The following is an 18671-nucleotide window of genomic DNA, read 5'->3' as shown; positions in this document are numbered from 1 at the left end:
GTTCGCTTGCCACCAGGGGGGTGTACACGAGCGCCAGCAACTGCCGGCGGCGCTCCGCGACGGTCGTCGGCTGGCCGCGGTACACGGGGACCAGGAGGATGTAGCCGGGCCCCTTGTCTCGGTCATATACGAGCGACACGCGCTGGGTCAGCGCGGGCTCGCCGGTGTCGATGGCCCGCTCGGCTGCCCGCCGGCGGAAGAGTTCGCTGCCCATGTCGTAGCCCCAGGCGGGGCGGTTGGTGTCGAGGGGCTCGATCGTGGTGACCACCAGCAGGTCGGCGGCATGGCCGCCCGTGCGGACCGCGAAGCCCTCGCCGTCGTCGGCGCGCTGGGCTGCGACGAAGGCATCGAGGTCGACGCGCGCCACCCGTGTCACCACGCCGAACCCGCGGACGCCTGGGAACTCGCGGTCCATGTCCCGCGAGGCGACGTAGCGGCGGAACTCGGACCGCGTCAGGGGACGGCCCGCGACGGCGAATGCCGCCACGGCGCCACGCATGCCATAGAGGGGCTGGCGGAGGCGCTGCGCCACGTCGGTGCGCAGGCGCTCGCTCAACTGCTCATAGCGGGCACGGGCCGTGGCATCGATGGCCGTCGCGCTCGAGCGCGCAGCCTGGACGCTCACGACCAGACCGCAGATCACGGCCGCAAGGGCGCCGGCCAGCACACCCCGCCGGGATCGTCGAAGGCGCTGGAGCACGGCCGGAGCCGCGGCGATGGTAGGCATGTCCCGGACGGACCTCCTGTCGAGCTATCGGCAGAAAGGTCCATGTCTTGACTCACCAAGGGCATGGCGGCGGTGGCGGGCCTTCCTGGGCCGAGGCGCTGCTCCCGAAGACCCCGCCGACTGCCGACTGCCCACTGCCGACTGCCGTTCCGTGGCCTTCGCCGTCCCATGAATGCCACGCCTCAGGCTTGACCCCGGCTCGGCCGTCGGTGACAGTACCCATAGGCCCCTCGCCGCCGTACGGCGTGTCTCCGATCCCAGACGGGGCCCTCGTTCCCATGCGTGCCGCCCGAGCGGGCGGCGACAGGGCGTGTTCGTGTCAGGCCAGGTTGGCTGGACTGACCTCGGCGTTCGTTTTCCCGGTCGCTCGACCGTTCGCGTTTCCCCCATGCACTGCTCCCCTCTCGCTCGTGCGGCCGTCCTGCTGGGCGCCGCGATCGTCATGCTCCCCTGGTCGGCCGTGCGCGTCGGTGCGCAGGTGCCGGCCGTGTCTCCCGGTCGTGTCGAGGTCACGGTGCGCGACGTCGACGGCGTGATCCCCGGCGCCGCGGTGAGCGCTGCGCCCGCCGCAGCGCCCCAGTCGCCCCTCGCGTTCGCGACGACCGACGAGTCCGGCGTCGCCGTGCTGCCCGGGCTCGTGCCCGGCCCCTACACGATCCGCGTCGCGTTCCCGGGGTTCGCCGAGGCGACGCACCCTGATGTCGCGGTGCCGGCTGACGGCGCCGCCACGTTGGCGGTGACGCTGTCGGTCGCGCAGTTCTCGTCGGAGGTCACCGTGACCACGGCCAACCGGCGCGAGCAGGTGCTGCTCGACGTGGCCGACCCGATCGTGCTCATCGACGAACAGCAGATCGCCGACACGGGGGCGCGGACGGCCAAGGACCTGCTCGTCGAGCAGACCGGCGCGGGCATCCAGGTGCAGGCCGGCGGCGGGCAGGGGCACCTCTCGCTCAACGGCATCCCGAACAGCGGCGTGCTCGTGCTGATCGACGGCCGTCGCTACCTGGGCAAGGACGCCAACGGCAACCTCAACCTCGAGGACCTGCCGCTCACGGGCATCGACCGGGTGGAGGTCGTGAAGGGCGCCGGGTCGGCGCTGTACGGGTCGGACGCGCTCGGCGGGGTGGTCAACTTCGTGACGCGGCAGTCCAAGACGCCCGGCATCACGAGCCTCTCCGACCTCAGCGGCGGCAGCTACGGCGACTACCGCGCGAACCAGACCCTCGGCTGGCGAGGCGCGCTCGGCGGCATCAGCGGCAGCGCCGGCTACCGCGAGTACGAGGGGTTCGACCTCAGCGAGGCCAACCCGCAGACGATCGGCCAGCCGCGCAGCGACTGGTGGTCGGGCACCCTGAACGCCGACACGCGCATCGGCTCGCGCATCTTCCTGCGCGCCGCCGGCGACTACTCGAAGCGCGACATCGACGACTACTTCTTCTCGGGCGCCACGCAGTTGCCCGCCACCGTCTACGACTCGCAGCGCGAGCTCACGCGCTATTCGGTGTCGCCGACCGCCGACCTCATCCTGGCGCCCTCGACGACGATGACGATCGGGTACACGGGGGGCTGGTACCTGCGCGACGAGACGCGCGTGTTCCCGGTGGGCAATCGCGTGCAGCCGCAGGCACCCTGGCGAGAGTGGAACGACGAACTGCGCGTGACCGCCGCGCACACGTGGCGGGCCTTCGGCGGCGACCATCCGCTGCAGGGCGGCATCGAGCGGCGTCACGAGCAGCTCTCGCGCGGGTCGCTCAACGTGACCGACCCGGAGCGCGACATCACCACGGCGTGGTTCCAGCAGGAAGTGCGCCTCGGCAACCGCCTCACCGTGGCAGGCGGTGCGCGGTACGACGACTTCAGCGACTTCGGCAGCGAGTGGAGTCCCAAAGCCAGCCTGTCGTATCGCCTCGGCGACACCCAGCGCCTGCGGTTCTCGGCGGGGCAGGGCTTCCGGCCGCCCTACTTCGGCGAACTGTACCTCTTCACGCCGCCGGCCTTCGTGGGCAACCCGAACCTGCAGCCGGAGACGGCCACGACGTACAACGGCGGCTATGCCTGGTCGAGCGCCCGCCTGCAGGTCTCGGCCGACTGGTTCCGCTCCGACGTCGAGAACGGCATCACCTTCGACCTGAGCCGCCAGCCCTTCACGTACGCCAACCTGCGCGCGTTCACCTCGCAGGGCACCAACCTCTCGGCCGGCGTCGTGCTCCCGGGCGGCTTCGCTCCGAGCGTGGCCTACACCTACACGCGGCGCGAAGACGCCAACGGCGTGGAGATCGGCGGATTCGCGCGTCACACTGCGTTCCTGAAGCTGCTCTGGACTCAGCAGCGCTGGGGCCTGCGCGCCAACCTGCGCGGCCAGATCCTCGGCGACGTGCCGCCGGCCGTCGACGGCACCTACCAGAGCGGCTACCAGGTGTGGAACGCGCAGGTGGCCAAGACCCTGTGGCGCAGCGGGGGCAGCATGGTGAGCCTGTACGCGCAGGTGGGTAACATCTTCGACGAGGGCGACGTGTTCCTGCGCAACGCCCAGGGGCAGCCGATCGAGGGCGACTTCCAGGCGTGGCTCGCGCCGCGCACGTTCCTGGCCGGACTCACGGTCGATCTCGGAGGACTTCGGTAGATGAACGGACGGATGCGGGTCGGACTCCTTGCCCTGTGCGCCACGCTCGTGGCGGGCAGCGCGGCGGCGCAGGACCGCGTGCACGAACGGCTCGACGTCGCGCTCGATGCCGCCAGCGGCCGCGTCACCGTGCGCGCCGACGTGACGCCCGACGGCGGACTCCGCGAGGTGGAGTTCCTGCTGCACGCGCGGCTCCGCATCACGAAGGCCGAGCCTGCGGTCACCGAGATCGCTCTCGGCGACGTCGCCTGGCTGGGCGACATCGAGGGCGGCGAGATGCAGAAGGCGCCCGCGATCAAGCGATACCGGGTGCAACTGCCGATGCCGGGCGCGTCCTTCCACGTCGAGTACGACGGCGTCTTCGACTTCGCGCTGTCGGACGCGCGCGAGGAGTACACCCGCGGGTTCCGCTCCACACCCGGGCTGATCGGCAAGGAGGGCGTCTACCTCCCCGGCGCCAGCGGCTGGTATCCGCTCGTCGGGCGCGCGCTCGTCACCTTCGACGCCGTCGTCGCGCAGCCCGAGGGCTGGCGCGTGGTGGCGGAGGGCGAGGGCACGTCGCGCGACGCCGACGGCCGGGCCCGCTGGGCGTCGAAGGCGCCCGTCGACCAGATTCACCTGGTGGGCGGCCCGCTTCGCCTCACCACGCAGGCCGCCGGCGCCGTCGAGGCGCAGGTCTACCTGCACGAGGACGACAACGCGCTCGCGCAGAAGTACCTCGCGGCGACGGCGCAGTACCTCGAGATGTACCGCGGCCTCATCGGCCCGTATCCCTACGGCAAGTTCGCCCTGGTCGAGAACTTCTGGGAGACCGGCTACGGCATGCCGTCGTTCACGCTGCTCGGGCCGCAGATCATCAGGTTCCCGTTCATCCTCACCTCGTCGTATCCCCACGAGATCCTGCACAACTGGTGGGGCAACTCCGTGTTCGTCGACGAGACCCGCGGCAACTGGTCCGAGGGGCTCACCGCCTACATCGCCGACCACCTGATGCAGGAGCAGCGCAGCGAGGACGCCACCTACCGTCGCTCGACGCTGCAGAAGTACCGCGACTACGTCTCGACCGCGCAGGACTTCCCGCTCGTGCAGTTCCGGGGCCGCCACAGCGCCGCTACCGAAGCCATCGGCTACGGCCGCACGATGATGGGCTTCCACATGCTGCGCCGGCTGGTCGGCGACGACCACTTCCGCACGTTCCTCGCGCGCTTCTATCGCGACTTCCGCGGCAAGCGGGCGTCGTTCGACGACGCCAGGAAGACGATGGAGGCGGTGAGTGGGCGCGACCTCGCGCGCTTCTTCGACGACTGGATCGCCCGCACCGGCGCGCCGTTGCTCGTGGTGAAGGACGTGCGTGTCACGCGCCAGGGCATCTCGCACGTGGTCGAGGGCTTCGTCGAGCAGGCGCAGCCGGGCGAGCCCTTTGCCCTCGACGTGCCCATCGTGGTGCAGACCGACGGCAAGCCCCTCGAGACCACCGTGCCGCTCACCGGCGCACGCACGGCCTTCCGGTTCGAGATGGGGGCGACGCCACTGATGCTGCACGTCGATCCCGCGTTCGACCTCTTCCGGCGCCTCGAGGCACGGGAGACGCCGCCCTCGCTCGGCCAGATCTTCGGCGACGCCGCGCCGCTCGTGGTCATCGCGTCGAAGGACTCGCCGGCCCGGATTGCCGCGTACCGCGCCATGGTGGAGGGCTGGAAGGCGCCGGCCCATGCGCCGCGCATCGTGCTCGACACCGAAGTCAAGGCGCTGCCCGCCGACCGCTCGGTGTGGCTGCTCGGCCGCGAGAACCGCTTCGCGAAGGCGCTCGTCGACGGCGCTGCGGTCCGTGTCGATGCGGCCGGCTTCGCCATCGACGGGCAGAAGATGGCTGCCACCGATCACGCCGCCGTCATCGTGCGGCGCCACCCCGGCAGTGTCGGTCGGGCGCTCGGCTGGATCGTGGCCGACCGCGTCGACGCGATGCCCGGCCTCGGCCGCAAGCTGCCGCATTACGGCAAGTACTCGTACCTCGGCTTCGAGGGCGCCGAGCCCACCAACATGCTGAAGGGGCAGTGGCAGGCATCGGACTCGCCGTTGTCGGTCGACCTGCGCGGGGTGGCCGCGAAGGTGACGTCGATTCCGCCGTTGTCGCTGGCGCGGGCGCCACTGGCGGCCCTGCCCGCCGTCTTCTCCGAGACGTCGCTCAAGGGCCACGTGGACACGCTTGCCTCCACGCCCTACACCGGGCGTGGCGTGGGTACGGCGGGCCTCGACAAGGCCGCGGAGTACGTGGCTGCCCAGTTCAAGGCGGCGGGACTCGCGCCGGGGATGCCCGATGGCAGCTACCGGCAGCCCTTCACCTCGCCGCAGTCGCCGTCGGGCTCGCCGGCGTCGCTGGTCAACATCGTCGGCGTGCTGGCCGGCAGCGATCCGGCCATGAAGGACCAGTCCATCGTCGTCACCGCGCACTACGACCATCTGGGCATGGGCTGGCCCAATCCACGCGCCGGCGACGAGGGGCGCCTGCACCCCGGCGCCGACGACAACGCGAGCGGCGTTGCCGTGCTGATCGAACTCGCCAAGGTGATGGCGGCCGCCGGCGCGCCGCGTCGGACGGTCGTGTTCGTCGCGGTCTCGGGCGAGGAGGCGGGCCTGCTCGGGTCGAAGCACTACGTGGAGCATCCGGTGCGGCCACGCGAGGGCATCCGGGCCGCGCTCAACATCGACAGCGTCGGTCGTCTCGGCACGACGCCGCTCGGCGTGATCGGGAGCGGGACGGCCACCGAGTGGCCGCACGTGTTCCGCGGCATCGGGTTCGTCACGGGCCTGCAGACGCAGATGGCGCAGCAGGGCCTCGAGTCGTCGGACCAGGCCAGCTTCATCGCCAGGGGGATCCCGGCGGTGCAGTTGTTCACGCCGCCGCACGTCGACTACCACCGCCCGGGCGACACGTCGGACAAGGTCGACGTGCCTGGACTGGTGCGCGTGGCGACCGTGGCCAGGGAGGCGGTGTCGTACCTGGCCGAACGGCCGGAGCCGCTCACGGTGACGATCAGCACGACGACGCTGACCGGGCCTGGGGCGCCTGGCCGCCCCGCTGCCGAGGCGCCGCCGGGCGCGGCCGCGCCGCGTCGTGCCGGCTTCGGCATCGTGCCCGACTTCGCGTTCGGCGGCCCTGGCGTGAAGGCGTCGAGCCTGGTGCCGGGATCGCCGGCCGAGCAGGCCGGCATGGCCGCCGGCGACGTCCTCGTCGAGATGGCGGGCAAGCCCCTCGCGTCGCTCTCGGCCTACTCGGACGTGCTCAAGACGCTCGCCCCCGGGCAGGCCGTGCCCATCGTCTTCGAGCACGCCGGGACGAAGGTCAACGCCACGGTCACGCTCACGGCCAGGTGACATGGCTGCGGGCCACGGGCCACAGGCTGCCTGCCGCCCGTGGCCTGTGGCCTATACTGCGCCCTGCATGGCCAGCATTCTCGTTGCCGATGATGAGCAACTGATCCGGTGGTCGCTGTCCGAGCGCCTGCAGTCCGACGGGCTGCGGGTCGTCGAGGCGGCGACCGGGCAGGAAGCGATCGACAAGGTCCACGAGGGCATCGACCTCGTGCTCCTCGACTACAAGCTGCCCGACATCGATGGCGTCACCGTGCTCCGCCAGATCAAGGAGCACGACCCCGACATCGTCGTGATTCTCCTGACCGCCTACGCGACCGTCGACACGGCGGTCGAGGCAATGAAGACCGGCGCGTACCACGTCGCCAACAAGCCCTTCAACGTCGACGCCGTGTCGGACCTCGTGGCCAAGGCGCTCGAGACCACACAGCTGCGGCGCGAGGTGCGGAACCTGCGCGCCGAGAAGGCGCAGCCGTACTCGCCCGAGCGCATCGTCGGCGACTCGGGCAAGATGCTCGAGATCAAGGCGCTGCTGAAGAAGGTGGCGACCAGCCCGGCCTCCACCGTGCTGCTCACGGGCGAGAGCGGCACCGGCAAGGACCTCGCCGCCAAGGTGCTGCACTTCAACAGCGATCGGTCGCACAAGCCGTTCGTCAACATCACCTGCTCGGCGATCCCCGAGACGCTGCTCGAGAGCGAGCTGTTCGGGCACGAACGCGGCGCGTTCACCGACGCCCGGCAGCAGAAGCGCGGCCTGCTCGAGTCTGCCGATGGCGGCACGGTCTTCCTCGACGAAATCGGCGAGATGGTGCCGGCGCTGCAGGCCAAGCTGTTGCGCGTGCTCGAGGAAAAGGCGTTCAAGCGGGTGGGGGGCCAGCACGACGTGCGCGTGGACGTGCGCATCATCGCCGCCACCAACCGCAACCTCGAGGAGCAGGTGAAGGGCGGGCACTTCCGCTCGGATCTCTATTACCGGCTCAACGTGCTGCCCATCGAGCTGCCGGCGCTCCGGTCGCACCTCGAGGACGTGCCCGCGCTCGTGACCTTCTACGTGGACCAGTTCAATCGCGAGTTCCGCAAGGCGGTGCGCGGCGCGTCGCCGGCCGCCCTGAAGGCCATGCAGCAGTACGGCTGGCCCGGCAACATCCGTGAGCTGCGCAACGCCGTCGAGCGCGCGATGCTGCTGTCGGATGGCCCCTGGCTCGAGCCGGTCGACTTCCCGGCGCTCACCGGCGGCCTGCCGGTCGCGTCGGGGCTCGGCTTGCCCGCCGAGGGCGTCAACCTCGAGGAACTCGAACGCAGCCTCGTCGTGCAGGCGCTCGAGCGCGCCGGGGGCAACCAGACGCGCGCGGCCGCCCTGCTCGGCCTGAACCGCGACCAGATCCGGTACCGCATCGAGAAGTTCTCGCTGGGCAAGACCACGGCCTGAGGGGAGGGGTATTTTCCCCCTGCCTGCGGGAGAGTTCGGCTGCCGAGGGGCGCCGGATCACCGCCGAGTATCGGCAGGGGCCGTGTTTTTGGTTGTCGAAAAGTCGGCACGTGTGTTGCTGAGCGTTTCGGCATGAGTGCCGGCAAGCACCTCGACGCCCTCGCGATGCCCTGCCCGTCGTGCGGGCAAGCGCGCGTGCCGCCGATGGCCGGTAGCACCCTGACCATCGCCTGGTACGCGTGCGAGTGCGGGCACTTCTGGTCGGCCCGCGTCCGCGATGGCCGGCCGGTCGCCAGTCCGCCCACCACACCCGCCGCGCAGGCAGCGCAGCCCCAGCGCTGAGCGCTGAGCCCTGTACCCGGCACCCCGTACCCGGCACCCGGTCCTTGATGCGCTAGCATCGAGCCCTGCGTGCCCACGACCCTGCGACGCCTCACGTCCTCACGCGCGAGCACCGTGCCGCTGCTCGGCCTGCTGCTCGCCGCCGTCATCTTCACCCTCGACTACGAGGCGCCCGTCGGCGCCGCCGTCGGGATGCTGTACGTCGGCGTGATTCTGCTGGGCCTCTGGACCCCCTCGATGGCCTACCCCGTCGTGGCGGCCGGCGGGGCGTCGCTGCTGGTCGCCTTCGACCTGTACGCGTCATGGAGCGCGGACGTCCCGCCGGGCGTCATGATCAATCACCCCCTGATGATCCTGGTGTTCGGCATCACCGCGATCGTCGTCAGGCGGTTCGTGCTCCTCGAGCGGCAAGCGGAGGCACACTTCGAGCAACTCGGCGACTTCAAGCGGGCGCTGGACGCTTCGGCGATCGTGGCGATCACCGACGTGAAGGGCCGCATCACCTACGTGAACGACAAGTTCACCGAGATTTCCGGGTACTCGCGCGAGGAACTGATCGGCCAGGATCACCGCCTCATCAACTCGGGGTTCCATCCGCCCGAGTTCATCCGCGGCCTGTGGCGGACCATCGCGACGGGCGCGGTGTGGCAGGGCGAGATTCGCAATCGCGCCAAGGACGGCCACCTCTATTGGGTGGACACCACCATCGTGCCCTTCGTGAACGAGCAGGGCAAACCCTACCAGTACATCGCGATCCGGGCCGACATCACGGCACGCAAGGCGGCGGAAGACACGCTCACGCACCAGGCCTCGCTCGCCCGGGTGGGGCAGATGGCGGCGGTGCTCGCGCATGAGGTCCGCAATCCGCTGGCCGGTATCCGTGGCGCGATGCAGGTCTTGATGGGGAGGCGTCCCGACGGCGATCCCGAGCGGGCCGTGATGCAGGAGATCCTGAAGCGGACCGAGTCGCTCAACGACCTGCTCGATGACCTGCTGCTGTTTGCGCGCCCCAGGCCCCCCCGCATGTCGATGGTCGACCTGGCGCCGTTGGTGCGCGACGTGTTCGCCACGGTCTCCCAGGATCCGGCCGGGGCGGGCGTCACCTTCGAGGCCGCGGGCGAGCCGCTCGCCGTGCACGCCGATCCCGACCTGACGCGGGCCACGCTGCTCAACCTCGTCCTCAACGCCGCACAGGCGCTCCAGGGCTCTGGCCGGATCACGGTCTCGACGGCGGCGCGGCCCGCCGGGATGGTGGAGATGCAGGTGCGCGACACGGGACCGGGGATTCCCCCGGAGATCCGGGAGCAGGTGTTCGAGCCCTTCTTCACGACCAAGGTCCGCGGCGGCGGGCTCGGGCTGCCCATCGCCCAGCGCACGGCGGAGCTGCACGGCGGGTCACTGACCGTGGCGTGCCCGGCCGAAGGCGGCACGGTGTTCACGCTCACGCTGCCGAGAGGGTAGAAGAGCAGAAGAGCAGAAGGAAAGAAGGCAGAGCGGGAAGACGGAAGAAGGGCAAGGACACTGCAAGGGGTCGACAAAAGAAGGGGCGAGCGGACCAGGGGAAGCACCGGCTTCTCCTTCGTCCCCTCGCCCCTTCCGACTTCGACCTTCCCGGTTTGCCTTCTTACCTTCTACTCTTCTGCTCTTCTGCTCTTCCCTATGTCGTCGGCTTGGCGAGCACGGTCTCGAACTTGATGGTGACCTTCGGGTCGGTCTTCAGCATGCCCATCATGGCGGTCGGCGGGGCGATGCCGAAGTCCGTCATGTTGAGGTCGACGCTTCCGAGCACCAGCAGCTTGCCGTTACGCAGGCTGGTGACGAGCGGCAGCATGATGTCCTTCTCGACACCGGCCACCTTGAGCGTACCGAAGGCATTGGCGCCACCGGGCTTCTTCTCCATGCGGGCGAGCGTGAAGACGATGTCGGGGTGCTGATCGGCCTTGAGGGCGACGTGCATGTCGGCCGTGAAGTTGTCGCGGTCGGACTTCAGGGCGGCGATGGGCACCACCACCTCGAAGGACTCGACGGCGCCGGGCTGGATGACGCCGACCCAGAAGAAGTCCCCACCCGGAAGGTCCTTGGTGACCTTCACGTTGCGGGTCTGCGCCTCATTGGTCGTGGCGCTCCAGTCGAGCACGGTCGACGTACCGGAGATGGTCACCTTGGCGCTGGCGACGACGACGGGGGATTCCTGCGCGTACGCGAGGCCGGCGACCAAAAGAGCGGTCACGGTCATCGTGGCGAGCAGCCTGGGACGGGGAATCGAGAAAGTCATGATGGGAACCTCGGCGGAATGGATGAAGCAAGCTCCGACGCTCACAGAGGCAACTTGCGTGCCGCTGCCGGATGCGCTGGAACCCGCCGATTCCGTATTGATTCCATAAGTGCGGGACATAAGTGGGGAAGGGTCCCCGAGGGGCTGCGGAATTCTCCGCCATGCCCGCCGGCCGGGCGTCTCCGCCGGGAACGCAGCGAGCCTGGGTGTCTTCCCGCGCTGGCGCGTTGTTTGCCTCTGTACACCTGCGGACAGGGAGGCAACATCCATGCACACGAGACTGCTTGCCGTCGCCGGGCTGGCGATGGCCGGGACGCTGGTTTCAGCCCAGGCTCCCGTCCGCGTCGTCGAGGGCGGGGTACTCGATCGCATCGAGTTGTTCGTGGCCAGTCCCGAGGGGGCGTCGGGGGCCACCGTGGCCATCATGGCGTTCGACACCTCCGGCACCGATCTCGGGACCGGCGGCAAGGACGGCAAGCAGTCGCGGCAGGAAGAGGCGCAGACCATGCAGGCCGAGGGGCCGCGGCTGCTGGCAGAGCGCTTCGTCGCGGCACTGAAGGCCAGCGGCGGCTACAAGGACGTGATCGCCCTGAAGGCCGGCGAGACGCCGCCCCCCGGCGCCCTCGTCGTGAGCGGGCGCTTCCTGACGCTGGATCCAGGGAGCCGAGCCAAGCGTCACTTTGCCGGCTTCGGCGCCGGCAAGTCGTCGGTGGAGGTCGCTGGCGAGGTCAAGGACGCCGCGGGCAAGACGCTCGCGACGTTCCAGCAGCGGCGCATCGGGGCGATGGGCCTGGGCGGCGGTGACTCGCTCGGGAAGTTGATCAGTGACTCACGCAGCATCGGCGAGGACATCGCCAAGTTCATGGCGGCCTGGGCGGGCCGTGGGAAGTTGAAGTAAGGGCGAGCCCCGCGCGCCAAGGGGGCGCCGCCAGGCGGGCTCGTCGCGCTGGCGCGTCCGGCCCCGGGCATCCGCTCCCGGCCTTGGCGTCGGGCTTGCACTACATCAAGGCGGTCATGGCCGTCTCCCCGGATTCGCCGGTGGTCTTCCGCGCCCGCGGGCTCACCAAGGTGTACCGCATGGGCGAGGTGGAGGTGCAGGCGCTGGCCGGCGTCGACTTCGACCTGCGCCAGTCCGAACTCGTCGTCCTGCTCGGACCCTCCGGCAGCGGCAAGTCCACGCTGCTCAACATCCTCGGCGGGCTCGACGTGCCGACCACGGGTGAGGTCGTCTATCGCGACCACGTCCTCACGACGGCTGACGATCGCGCGCTCACCGAGTACCGCCGCGACCACGTCGGCTTCGTCTTCCAGTTCTACAACCTGATCCCGAGCCTCACCGCCCGCGAGAACGTCGCCCTGGTGACCGACATCGCCCGCGACCCGATGCGCCCGGAGGAGGCGCTCGCCCTCGTCGGCCTGTCCGGACGCCTCGATCACTTCCCGTCGCAGCTGTCGGGCGGTGAGCAGCAGCGGGTGGCGATTGCCCGCGCCATCGCCAAGCGCCCGGACGTGCTGCTCTGTGACGAGCCGACCGGCGCACTCGACAGCACGACGGGCGTGCTGGTGCTCGAGGCCATCGACCTCGTCAACCGTGAGCTGGGCACGACGACGGCCGTCATCACCCACAACGCCGGTGTTGCCGCGATGGCCGACCGGGTCGTGTCGTTGGTCGACGGCCGCGTGACGTCGATCCGCGAACACGCCACCCGCGTCGCGCCACGCGACCTGTCCTGGTGATGCCGATGCGTGCCCTCGATCGCAAGCTCCTGCGTGACCTGTGGCGGCTGAAGGGCCAGGCCATCGCCATCGGTGCCGTGATGGCGGTCGGCCTGGCGATGTTCGTGGCCTACCTGTCGACGTTCGCCTCGCTGCAGCTCACGCAGCAGGCCTACTACGACCGCTACCGGTTCGCCGACGTGTTCGCCAGCGTGCGACGCGCGCCCCTGGCCGTGCGTCCGCGCCTCGAGGCCATCCCGGGCGTGGCCCGTGTCGACCTGCGCGTGGTCGCCGACGTGACCCTGGACCTGCCGTCGCTCCGTGAGCCGGCGACGGGACGACTCGTCTCGATTCCCGTGCCGCACCTGCCGGTGCTCAACGACGTGTTCCTGCGGCGCGGCCGCTACCCGGCTGCGGGGCGCGCCGACGAGGTCCTTGTGGCCGAGGGCTTCGCGCTGGCGCACGACCTCGGGCCCGGCAGTGTCGTGATGGCGCTGGTGAACGGTCGCCGCCGGGCACTCCAGGTGGTCGGCGTGGCGCTGTCGCCCGAGTACGTCTACACGGTCCGGCCGGGAGACGTGATTCCCGACGCCTCGCGCTACGGCGTGATCTGGATGGCGCGTGATGCGCTCGGGGCCGCCTTCGACCTGGAGGGCGGATTCAACGACGTGGCGATCGCCCTGGCGCCGGGCGCGTCCGAGCCCGCCGTGCTTGCGGCCGTCGACGACGTGCTGCGGCCCTACGGCGGCCTCGGCGCCATCCCCCGCCGCCTCCAGGTCTCGAACTGGTCGTTGAGCAACGAGCTCGACCAACTGCGCGGCTTCGGGCTGATCGTGCCTGCCATCTTCCTGGCCGTCGCCGCGTTCCTCCTCAACGTCGTGCTGACGCGCATCGTGTCGGTGCAGCGCGAGCAGATCGCGGCCCTGAAGGCGCTCGGCTACTCGCGCGGCGCCCTCGGCTGGCACTACGTGACGTGGAGCCTCGTCGTCGGTGCGTGTGCGAGCGTGGTGGGCGTACTGGGCGGCGTGTGGATGGGCGGTGGCATCGTCGGGATGTACAACGACTACTTCCGCTTCCCGATCCTGCTGTACCGGATGCCTCCGGTCGTCGCGATCGGCGCCGTGGCGATCAGCCTGGCGGCCTCGGCGCTCGGGGCCCTCGGGGCGGTGCGGCGCGCCGTGCAGTTGCCGCCTGCCGAGGCGATGCGGCCAGAGCCGCCGGCCCGCTACCGGGTGAGCCTCGTCGAGCGCCTCGGCCTCGGCGGCTGGCTCGGTCCGGCCGCGCGCATGGTCGTGCGCAACCTCGAGCGCCAGCCGTTGCGGGCAGCGACGTCGGTCATCGGCGTCGCGATGTCGGCGGCGTTGCTGGTCGTGGGCCTGTTCTTCCTCGACGCGATGGCGGAGATGATCCGCGTCCAGTTCGACCTCGTGCAGCGGCAGGACGTGACCGTGTCGCTCGTCGAGCCGCGAGGGGCGCAGGCGTTGCACGAACTCGAGCGGCTGCCGGGCGTGATCGCCATCGAGCCGGTGCGTGCCGTGGCGGTGCGCCTGCACGCCGCCCAACGTTCCCGGCAGGTCGCGATCACGGGACTCCCCCCGAACCCGACCCTCCAGCGCGTGGTCGACGTCAACGGGCGGGTGCGCGACGTGCCACCTGCCGGGCTGCTGATCTCGCGGGCGCTGGGCGATGCGCTCGGCGTGCAGGCAGGCGCCGTGATCGAGGTCGAGGTGCTCGAGGGACGACGGCGGAGGGTGCGCGTGCCGGTTGCCGGTCTCGTCGACGAGTACCTGGGCCTCTCCGCCTACATGGCGCGCGACGCGCTGGCGGTGCTCGCGGGCGAGGGCGCCGTGATCTCGGGGGTGCACCTGCGGGTGGATCCGCGCGAGGCCTCGATCCTCCACGCGCGCCTCAAGCGACTGCCGCTCGTCGCGGGTGTGGCGCTCACCGAGGCCATGGTGGAGAGCTTCGACAGGACCCTCGGCGAGACGATGGGCGTGATGATCGGGTTCAACGTGCTCTTTGCCAGCATCATCGCCTTCGGGGTGGCATACAACGCTGCGCGGGTGTCGCTGTCGGAGCGCAGTCGTGAGCTCGCGAGCCTGCGTGTGCTCGGCTTCACGCGCGCCGAGATCTCCGTGATCCTGCTCGGCGAACTCGTCGTCGTGACGCTGCTGGCGGTGCCGCTCGGCCTCGCCATCGGCCATGGCCTCGCCTGGGTCGTGGTCACGGCCTTCCAGACCGAGATGTACCGGTTCCCCCTGGCGGTGGCGCCCCGCACGTTCGCCGTCGCGGCCGCTGTCGCCGTTGCTGCCGCGGGCGTGTCCGGACTCGTCGTGCGGCGTCACCTCGATCACCTCGACCTGGTCAGCGTCCTCAAGACGCGGGAGTAGAGTGCTGACATGGCTGCGCCCCGTTCGCGCGTTGCACGCCGCCTCGTGCTGGTCCTGGCCGGCCTGGCGCTGGTGGGCCTGGCCGCCTGGGCACTGCGCCCGCAGCCCCTGCCCGTCGAGACCGTGGTGGCCTCGGCGGGGCCGCTCACCGTCACGGTCGACGAGGACGGCGAGACCCGCGTGCGCGATCGCTACGTGGTGTCGGCACCGGTCTCCGGTCGCGTGCTGCGCATCGGCCTCGAGCCTGGTGACGCGGTACGTGTGGGGGCCGTGGTCGCCACGATGCAGCCGGCGCAGGCGGCACTGCTCGATGACCGGACACGCAGCGAGCTCCGGGAGCGCCGGGCCGCGGTGGAGGCGACGGTGCGCGGCGCGCGAGCGGAGGAGACCCGCGCGCGGGCCCAGGCCGAGCAGGCGGAGCGCGACCTCGCCCGTGTGCGTCGGCTGCTCGAAGCCGGCGCCGTGTCGGGCGAGCGCGCCGAATCGCTCGACGTCGCTGCGACGACGGCGCGCCAGGCGCTGGCGGTCGCGCGGGAGCGCGTGGCGGGGGCGGACGCCGAGCTCCGCCAGGTGCGTGCGAGCCTCGCACCCTCGTCGGCCGCCGGCACGCGCGCCGTCGACGTCCACGCGCCCGCCGACGGCGTGGTGCTGCGACGCCTGCGCGAGAGCGAGTCCGTGGTACCGCAAGGCGAGCCCCTGCTCGAGATCGGCAACGTGACCCAGCTCGAGGTCGTGGCCGACTTCCTGTCGACCGAGGCGGTGCGAATCGCGGCCGGCCAGGCGGCGCTCGTCGAGGGGTGGGGAGGCGCCGACCCGCTGCGGGGCCGGGTCAGGCGCGTCGAGCCTGGTGGCTTCACCAAGGTGTCTGCGCTGGGCATCGAGGAGCAGCGCGTGAACGTGGTCGTCGCGCTCGACCCCCTGCCCGTTGGCGTGGCGCTCGGCGATCGCTATCGCGTCGACGTGCGCGTCGTCGTGTGGGAGTCGCCGCGCGTGGTGACGGTGCCGGTCGGCGCGCTCGTGCGTGATGGCGAGGCCTGGGTCGTGTTCGCCGTGCGCGACGGCCGCGCGCTCCGCACGCCCGTCGTGATCGGGCACCGCAACGGTGTCGCGGCGGAGGTCACGTCTGGCCTCGCGGCTGGCACGCGGGTCATCGCGTTCCCTGGCGACGGCGTTGCCGACGGCGTGCGGGTGAGGTAAGGCGCCGTCTCCCCTTCGACTCCGCTCAGGGCCGGCGACCGCGCCGCTCTCGACAGCGGCCGCGTGGGACACGCGGCCCCATCACCGTGAGGGCTTCCACTCTTCGCGCAACAGGCCGAGCATCAGGATGTCGTCGGTCACGCCGTCGAGGATGCGGGCGGCGCGGCGCCGGCCTTCCTCGACGAACCCGGCCCGCCGGTAGAGCGCGTGGGCCCGCGTGTTGGAGGCGAACACCTCCAGTTCGATCCGCGTGAAGCGCTCGAACCCTTGCCGCAGCGCCTCCAGTAGCAGTGCGCGACCGATGCCCTGGCCCCGCGCGTCTGCTGCCACGCCCATGCCGAGCCGTCCGTAGTGCGTCAGGCCTTCGAACGGGCCCGACAGGACGTCGACCCACCCCACCAGGCGCGCATCGACGTCGGCCACGAGCGCGACGCCGCCGCTCGCCTGCACGTGCGCGAGGTAGCCGTGTGTCTGCTCGAGCGTGAACGGCTGCGTGGCCCCGAGATACCGGCGCTCCAGCGCCACGGCGCCGACCAGGGCCTGCAATGCCTCGGCGTCTTCGGCGGTCGTGGCGCGGACGACCGGCGTCATCGCGCTCCTGCCGCCCGCTTCCCGGTGCCCGTCCCCGTACCCGGCACCCGGTACCCGGCACCCGGTGTCCCGGGGTATGTCCCCGCCGCGGCCCGCAGGATCTTGAGCAGCACGTCGGTGTTCTCGTAGACGCCCGTGAACTGCCAGGCGCCCGGGCCCGTCGCCGAGAGCGGCACGTCGGTGGCGGTGTGCCCGGCGAAGGTGTGGCCATTGGAGGCCGTGTCGGCAGGACACCCCTTGGGGTCCGGGCAGGCCGTCTCGCCGTTCTCGATGGTGCCCGAGACCAGGAAGCCCGCGACCTCTCCTGGCTTCGCGCGTGCGGGATTGGCCACCGCCACCAACCGGCCGTCGTCCTTCTTCTCGAGCACCGCGGCCTCGGTCTGCACGCGGTCGGAGGTCCAGTTCTCGTGATGGTCCGGCGCCGCCGCCCAGCCGAGCAGCAGCTTGCGCGACGGATTCGGATCGACGGGGAAGCCGCGCGCGTCCAGCACGTAGTTCGGGCTGAAGTCGAGGACCTGCTCGGGCAGGAAGCGGAAGACGGCCGCGTAGTCGCGCACCGCCTTGCCGAGCGTCGCGGGGGCGTAGCGCTCGTTGCCCACGCCGATGATCGCCATGCCGCCGCACTCGTGATCGGCCGTCACGATCACGAGCGTGTCGTTGTCGGGGTTGGCGTCGCTGTTGGTCTTCGCCGCGAACTCGAGCGCCACGGCCACGGCGCGATCGAACTCGATGGTGTCCCAGATCGAGCGCTCCTGATCGGCGGCGTGCGCGCGCTTGTCGATGGAGGCGCCCTCGACCATCAGGTAGAAGCCGGCGGGCGAGTGGGCCGTGAGGGACTTCAGGGCGGCCTTCGTCATGTCTTCCAGCATGGGCGTATCGCGGTAGGCGGCGTTCTTCTCGAGCGCGAGCTCGTCGCTGTAGCGGCCAGCGCCGACCTTGTCGAACGCCACCACGAGATGCGACTGGTGGAAGAGGCCGAGCAGGGCCTTCGGCGCCGGCGTCGCGGGATCGAGCACGGCCTTCACGTCCGCGCCGGTGCGCAACGTGCGGTAGCCGGCCGCCGCGAACTCGTCGACGAGGTTGCGCGAGTCGGGGCGCGAGCCGCCGGCCGCCTTCGGGGCGAAGTGCGTGGCGCCGCCGCCGAGCAGCACGGAGACGCCGTTGGTCGTCCGCTCGTCGAGGAAACGCGCCGCGATGCCTGCGCCGGCGAAGCGGCTCGAGGTGTGCACGGCGTTGGCCGCCGGCGTCGAGTCGGTGACGTCGGCGGTCGTCACGATGCCGACGTTGAAGCCGGGCCCGCGCGTGCGCCGCAGGATCTCGCCCAGGTACTCGATGCGCGGGTTGTCGAACTGGTCCGCCGTGTTGTCCGGGAACACGCCCTGCTGGTTGTTGGCCGACTTCTGGCCGGTGACGTAGCTCGACATGCCCGGGGACGAGTCGGTGATCACGTCGTTGAGCGACCCGGTCATCACCATCCCCGTCACGTCGAGCGTGTCCATCGCGAGGCGGCCGCCGGCCCTGCCGCTGCGCCAGCCGCGCGACACCAGGCGGGCGGCGGTGCGGTGCGCGGCGCCCATGCCGTCGCCGAGGAACAGGATGACGTTGCGGGCGCGCGGACGTCCCGCGCGCACCGGGCCGGCCCACGCGCCCACCTGCAGCCGCGACTCGGCGGTGGCGCCATCGGCCGTCGTGGCGCGAATCACGAGCGTGCCTGCGGTGGCACGGCTGAACCGACGGACCAGGAAGTTGGCGGTACCCGCCGCGGCGCCCTGCTGGGCGTCGGGGGCGTTGCGGGCGGTCCATTCGGTGCCGTCCACCCACACGCGCAGTCCCGCCGGGGCGACGCCGTCCGTGCCGGTGGCCTCGACGCGGATGTCGACGAGCTGCCCCGCTGCCAGCGTGCTGCCGTCGGGCGGCATGATGCGGATGGTCGTGGCCGCCTCGGCGGCGCTTCTCGGCAGCAGGGCCGCGAACAGGAGCAACAGGGCAAGGCGACGCATGCGCCGCAT

The 18671-nt window shown here is 71.1% G+C and carries 13 protein-coding genes; 9 read left to right on the top strand and 4 right to left on the bottom strand.

From position 1 onward, the window contains the following. Window positions 1-727 (bottom strand): CHASE domain-containing protein (locus ACIRDX_RS04335; protein ID WP_396624174.1); only part of this gene is annotated, 727 nt, incomplete at its 3' end. A gap of 388 nt (window positions 728-1115) precedes the next feature. Between ACIRDX_RS04335 and ACIRDX_RS04330 the strand changes: the two genes are divergently transcribed. From ACIRDX_RS04330 to ACIRDX_RS04310, 5 genes are all read left to right on the top strand, one after another. Further along, entirely contained in the window at window positions 1116-3350 is a 2235-nt protein-coding gene (locus tag ACIRDX_RS04330; protein WP_396624173.1) for a TonB-dependent receptor domain-containing protein, read from the top strand. After that, window positions 3351-6725 carry a M20/M25/M40 family metallo-hydrolase gene (locus ACIRDX_RS04325; RefSeq protein WP_396624172.1) on the top strand — a complete coding sequence of 1125 codons (3375 nt, stop codon included), beginning with the start codon at window positions 3351-3353 and terminating at the stop codon, window positions 6723-6725. Between the two features lie 67 nt (window positions 6726-6792). Further along, window positions 6793-8151, top strand: a complete 1359-nt coding sequence (locus ACIRDX_RS04320) for a sigma-54-dependent transcriptional regulator (RefSeq protein ID WP_396624171.1) — start codon at window positions 6793-6795, stop codon at window positions 8149-8151. 132 nt (window positions 8152-8283) lie between these two features. Then, complete coding sequence (locus ACIRDX_RS04315) at window positions 8284-8493, top strand: hypothetical protein (protein ID WP_396624170.1); 210 nt, start codon at window positions 8284-8286, stop codon at window positions 8491-8493. A 69-nt stretch (window positions 8494-8562) separates the two neighbouring features. Further along, entirely contained in the window at window positions 8563-9954 is a 1392-nt protein-coding gene (locus ACIRDX_RS04310; protein WP_396624169.1) for an ATP-binding protein, read from the top strand. Between the two features lie 196 nt (window positions 9955-10150). Here the strand turns inward: ACIRDX_RS04310 and ACIRDX_RS04305 are convergent, their stop codons facing one another. Then, window positions 10151-10768, bottom strand: a complete 618-nt coding sequence (locus ACIRDX_RS04305) for a YceI family protein (RefSeq protein WP_396624168.1) — start codon at window positions 10766-10768, stop codon at window positions 10151-10153. A 268-nt stretch (window positions 10769-11036) separates the two neighbouring features. Between ACIRDX_RS04305 and ACIRDX_RS04300 the strand changes: the two genes are divergently transcribed. The 4 genes from ACIRDX_RS04300 (at window position 11037) to ACIRDX_RS04285 (ending at window position 16071) form a co-directional block, all read left to right on the top strand. Continuing rightward, window positions 11037-11666, top strand: a complete 630-nt coding sequence (locus ACIRDX_RS04300) for a DUF4410 domain-containing protein (RefSeq protein WP_396624167.1) — start codon at window positions 11037-11039, stop codon at window positions 11664-11666. Window positions 11667-11782: 116 nt separating this feature from the next. After that, window positions 11783-12505, top strand: a complete 723-nt coding sequence (locus ACIRDX_RS04295; protein WP_396624166.1) for an ABC transporter ATP-binding protein — start codon at window positions 11783-11785, stop codon at window positions 12503-12505. A 5-nt stretch (window positions 12506-12510) separates the two neighbouring features. Further along, a complete protein-coding gene (locus ACIRDX_RS04290) occupies window positions 12511-14874 on the top strand; it encodes an ABC transporter permease (RefSeq protein ID WP_396624165.1) in 2364 nt (787 codons plus the stop codon). Between the two features lie 9 nt (window positions 14875-14883). Beyond that, complete coding sequence (locus tag ACIRDX_RS04285) at window positions 14884-16071, top strand: efflux RND transporter periplasmic adaptor subunit (RefSeq protein WP_396624164.1); 1188 nt, start codon at window positions 14884-14886, stop codon at window positions 16069-16071. 81 nt (window positions 16072-16152) lie between these two features. On the opposite strand, the gene ACIRDX_RS04280 is transcribed toward ACIRDX_RS04285, so the two are convergent. Together ACIRDX_RS04280 and ACIRDX_RS04275 are read right to left on the bottom strand one after the other, a co-directional pair. Continuing rightward, window positions 16153-16662 carry a GNAT family N-acetyltransferase gene (locus ACIRDX_RS04280; protein ID WP_396624163.1) on the bottom strand — a complete coding sequence of 170 codons (510 nt, stop codon included), beginning with the start codon at window positions 16660-16662 and terminating at the stop codon, window positions 16153-16155. Continuing rightward, window positions 16659-18662, bottom strand: coding sequence for an alkaline phosphatase (locus tag ACIRDX_RS04275; protein ID WP_396624162.1), 2004 nt, complete (start codon window positions 18660-18662; stop codon window positions 16659-16661). The genes ACIRDX_RS04280 and ACIRDX_RS04275 overlap by 4 nt, the downstream gene beginning before the upstream one ends. Between the last annotated feature and the right edge of the window lie 9 nt (window positions 18663-18671).

Source organism: Luteitalea sp. (assembly GCF_044337415.1).
Classification (GTDB): Bacteria; Acidobacteriota; Vicinamibacteria; order Vicinamibacterales; family Vicinamibacteraceae; genus Luteitalea.
This window is presented reverse-complemented; position numbering and strand designations above follow the sequence as displayed.

Bases quoted from the DNA above. Each gene is read 5' to 3' on its own strand.
- ACIRDX_RS04330 (WP_396624173.1), top strand. From the start codon at position 1,116: ATGCACTGCTCCCCTCTCGCTCGTGCGGCCGTCCTGCTGGGCGCCGCG.
- ACIRDX_RS04325 (WP_396624172.1), top strand. From the start codon at position 3,351: ATGAACGGACGGATGCGGGTCGGACTCCTTGCCCTGTGCGCCACGCTC.
- ACIRDX_RS04320 (WP_396624171.1), top strand. From the start codon at position 6,793: ATGGCCAGCATTCTCGTTGCCGATGATGAGCAACTGATCCGGTGGTCG.
- ACIRDX_RS04315 (WP_396624170.1), top strand. From the start codon at position 8,284: ATGAGTGCCGGCAAGCACCTCGACGCCCTCGCGATGCCCTGCCCGTCG.
- ACIRDX_RS04305 (WP_396624168.1), bottom strand. From the start codon at position 10,768: ATGACTTTCTCGATTCCCCGTCCCAGGCTGCTCGCCACGATGACCGTG.
- ACIRDX_RS04300 (WP_396624167.1), top strand. From the start codon at position 11,037: ATGCACACGAGACTGCTTGCCGTCGCCGGGCTGGCGATGGCCGGGACG.
- ACIRDX_RS04295 (WP_396624166.1), top strand. From the start codon at position 11,783: ATGGCCGTCTCCCCGGATTCGCCGGTGGTCTTCCGCGCCCGCGGGCTC.
- ACIRDX_RS04290 (WP_396624165.1), top strand. From the start codon at position 12,511: ATGCGTGCCCTCGATCGCAAGCTCCTGCGTGACCTGTGGCGGCTGAAG.
- ACIRDX_RS04285 (WP_396624164.1), top strand. From the start codon at position 14,884: ATGGCTGCGCCCCGTTCGCGCGTTGCACGCCGCCTCGTGCTGGTCCTG.
- ACIRDX_RS04280 (WP_396624163.1), bottom strand. From the start codon at position 16,662: ATGACGCCGGTCGTCCGCGCCACGACCGCCGAAGACGCCGAGGCATTG.
- ACIRDX_RS04275 (WP_396624162.1), bottom strand. From the start codon at position 18,662: ATGCGTCGCCTTGCCCTGTTGCTCCTGTTCGCGGCCCTGCTGCCGAGA.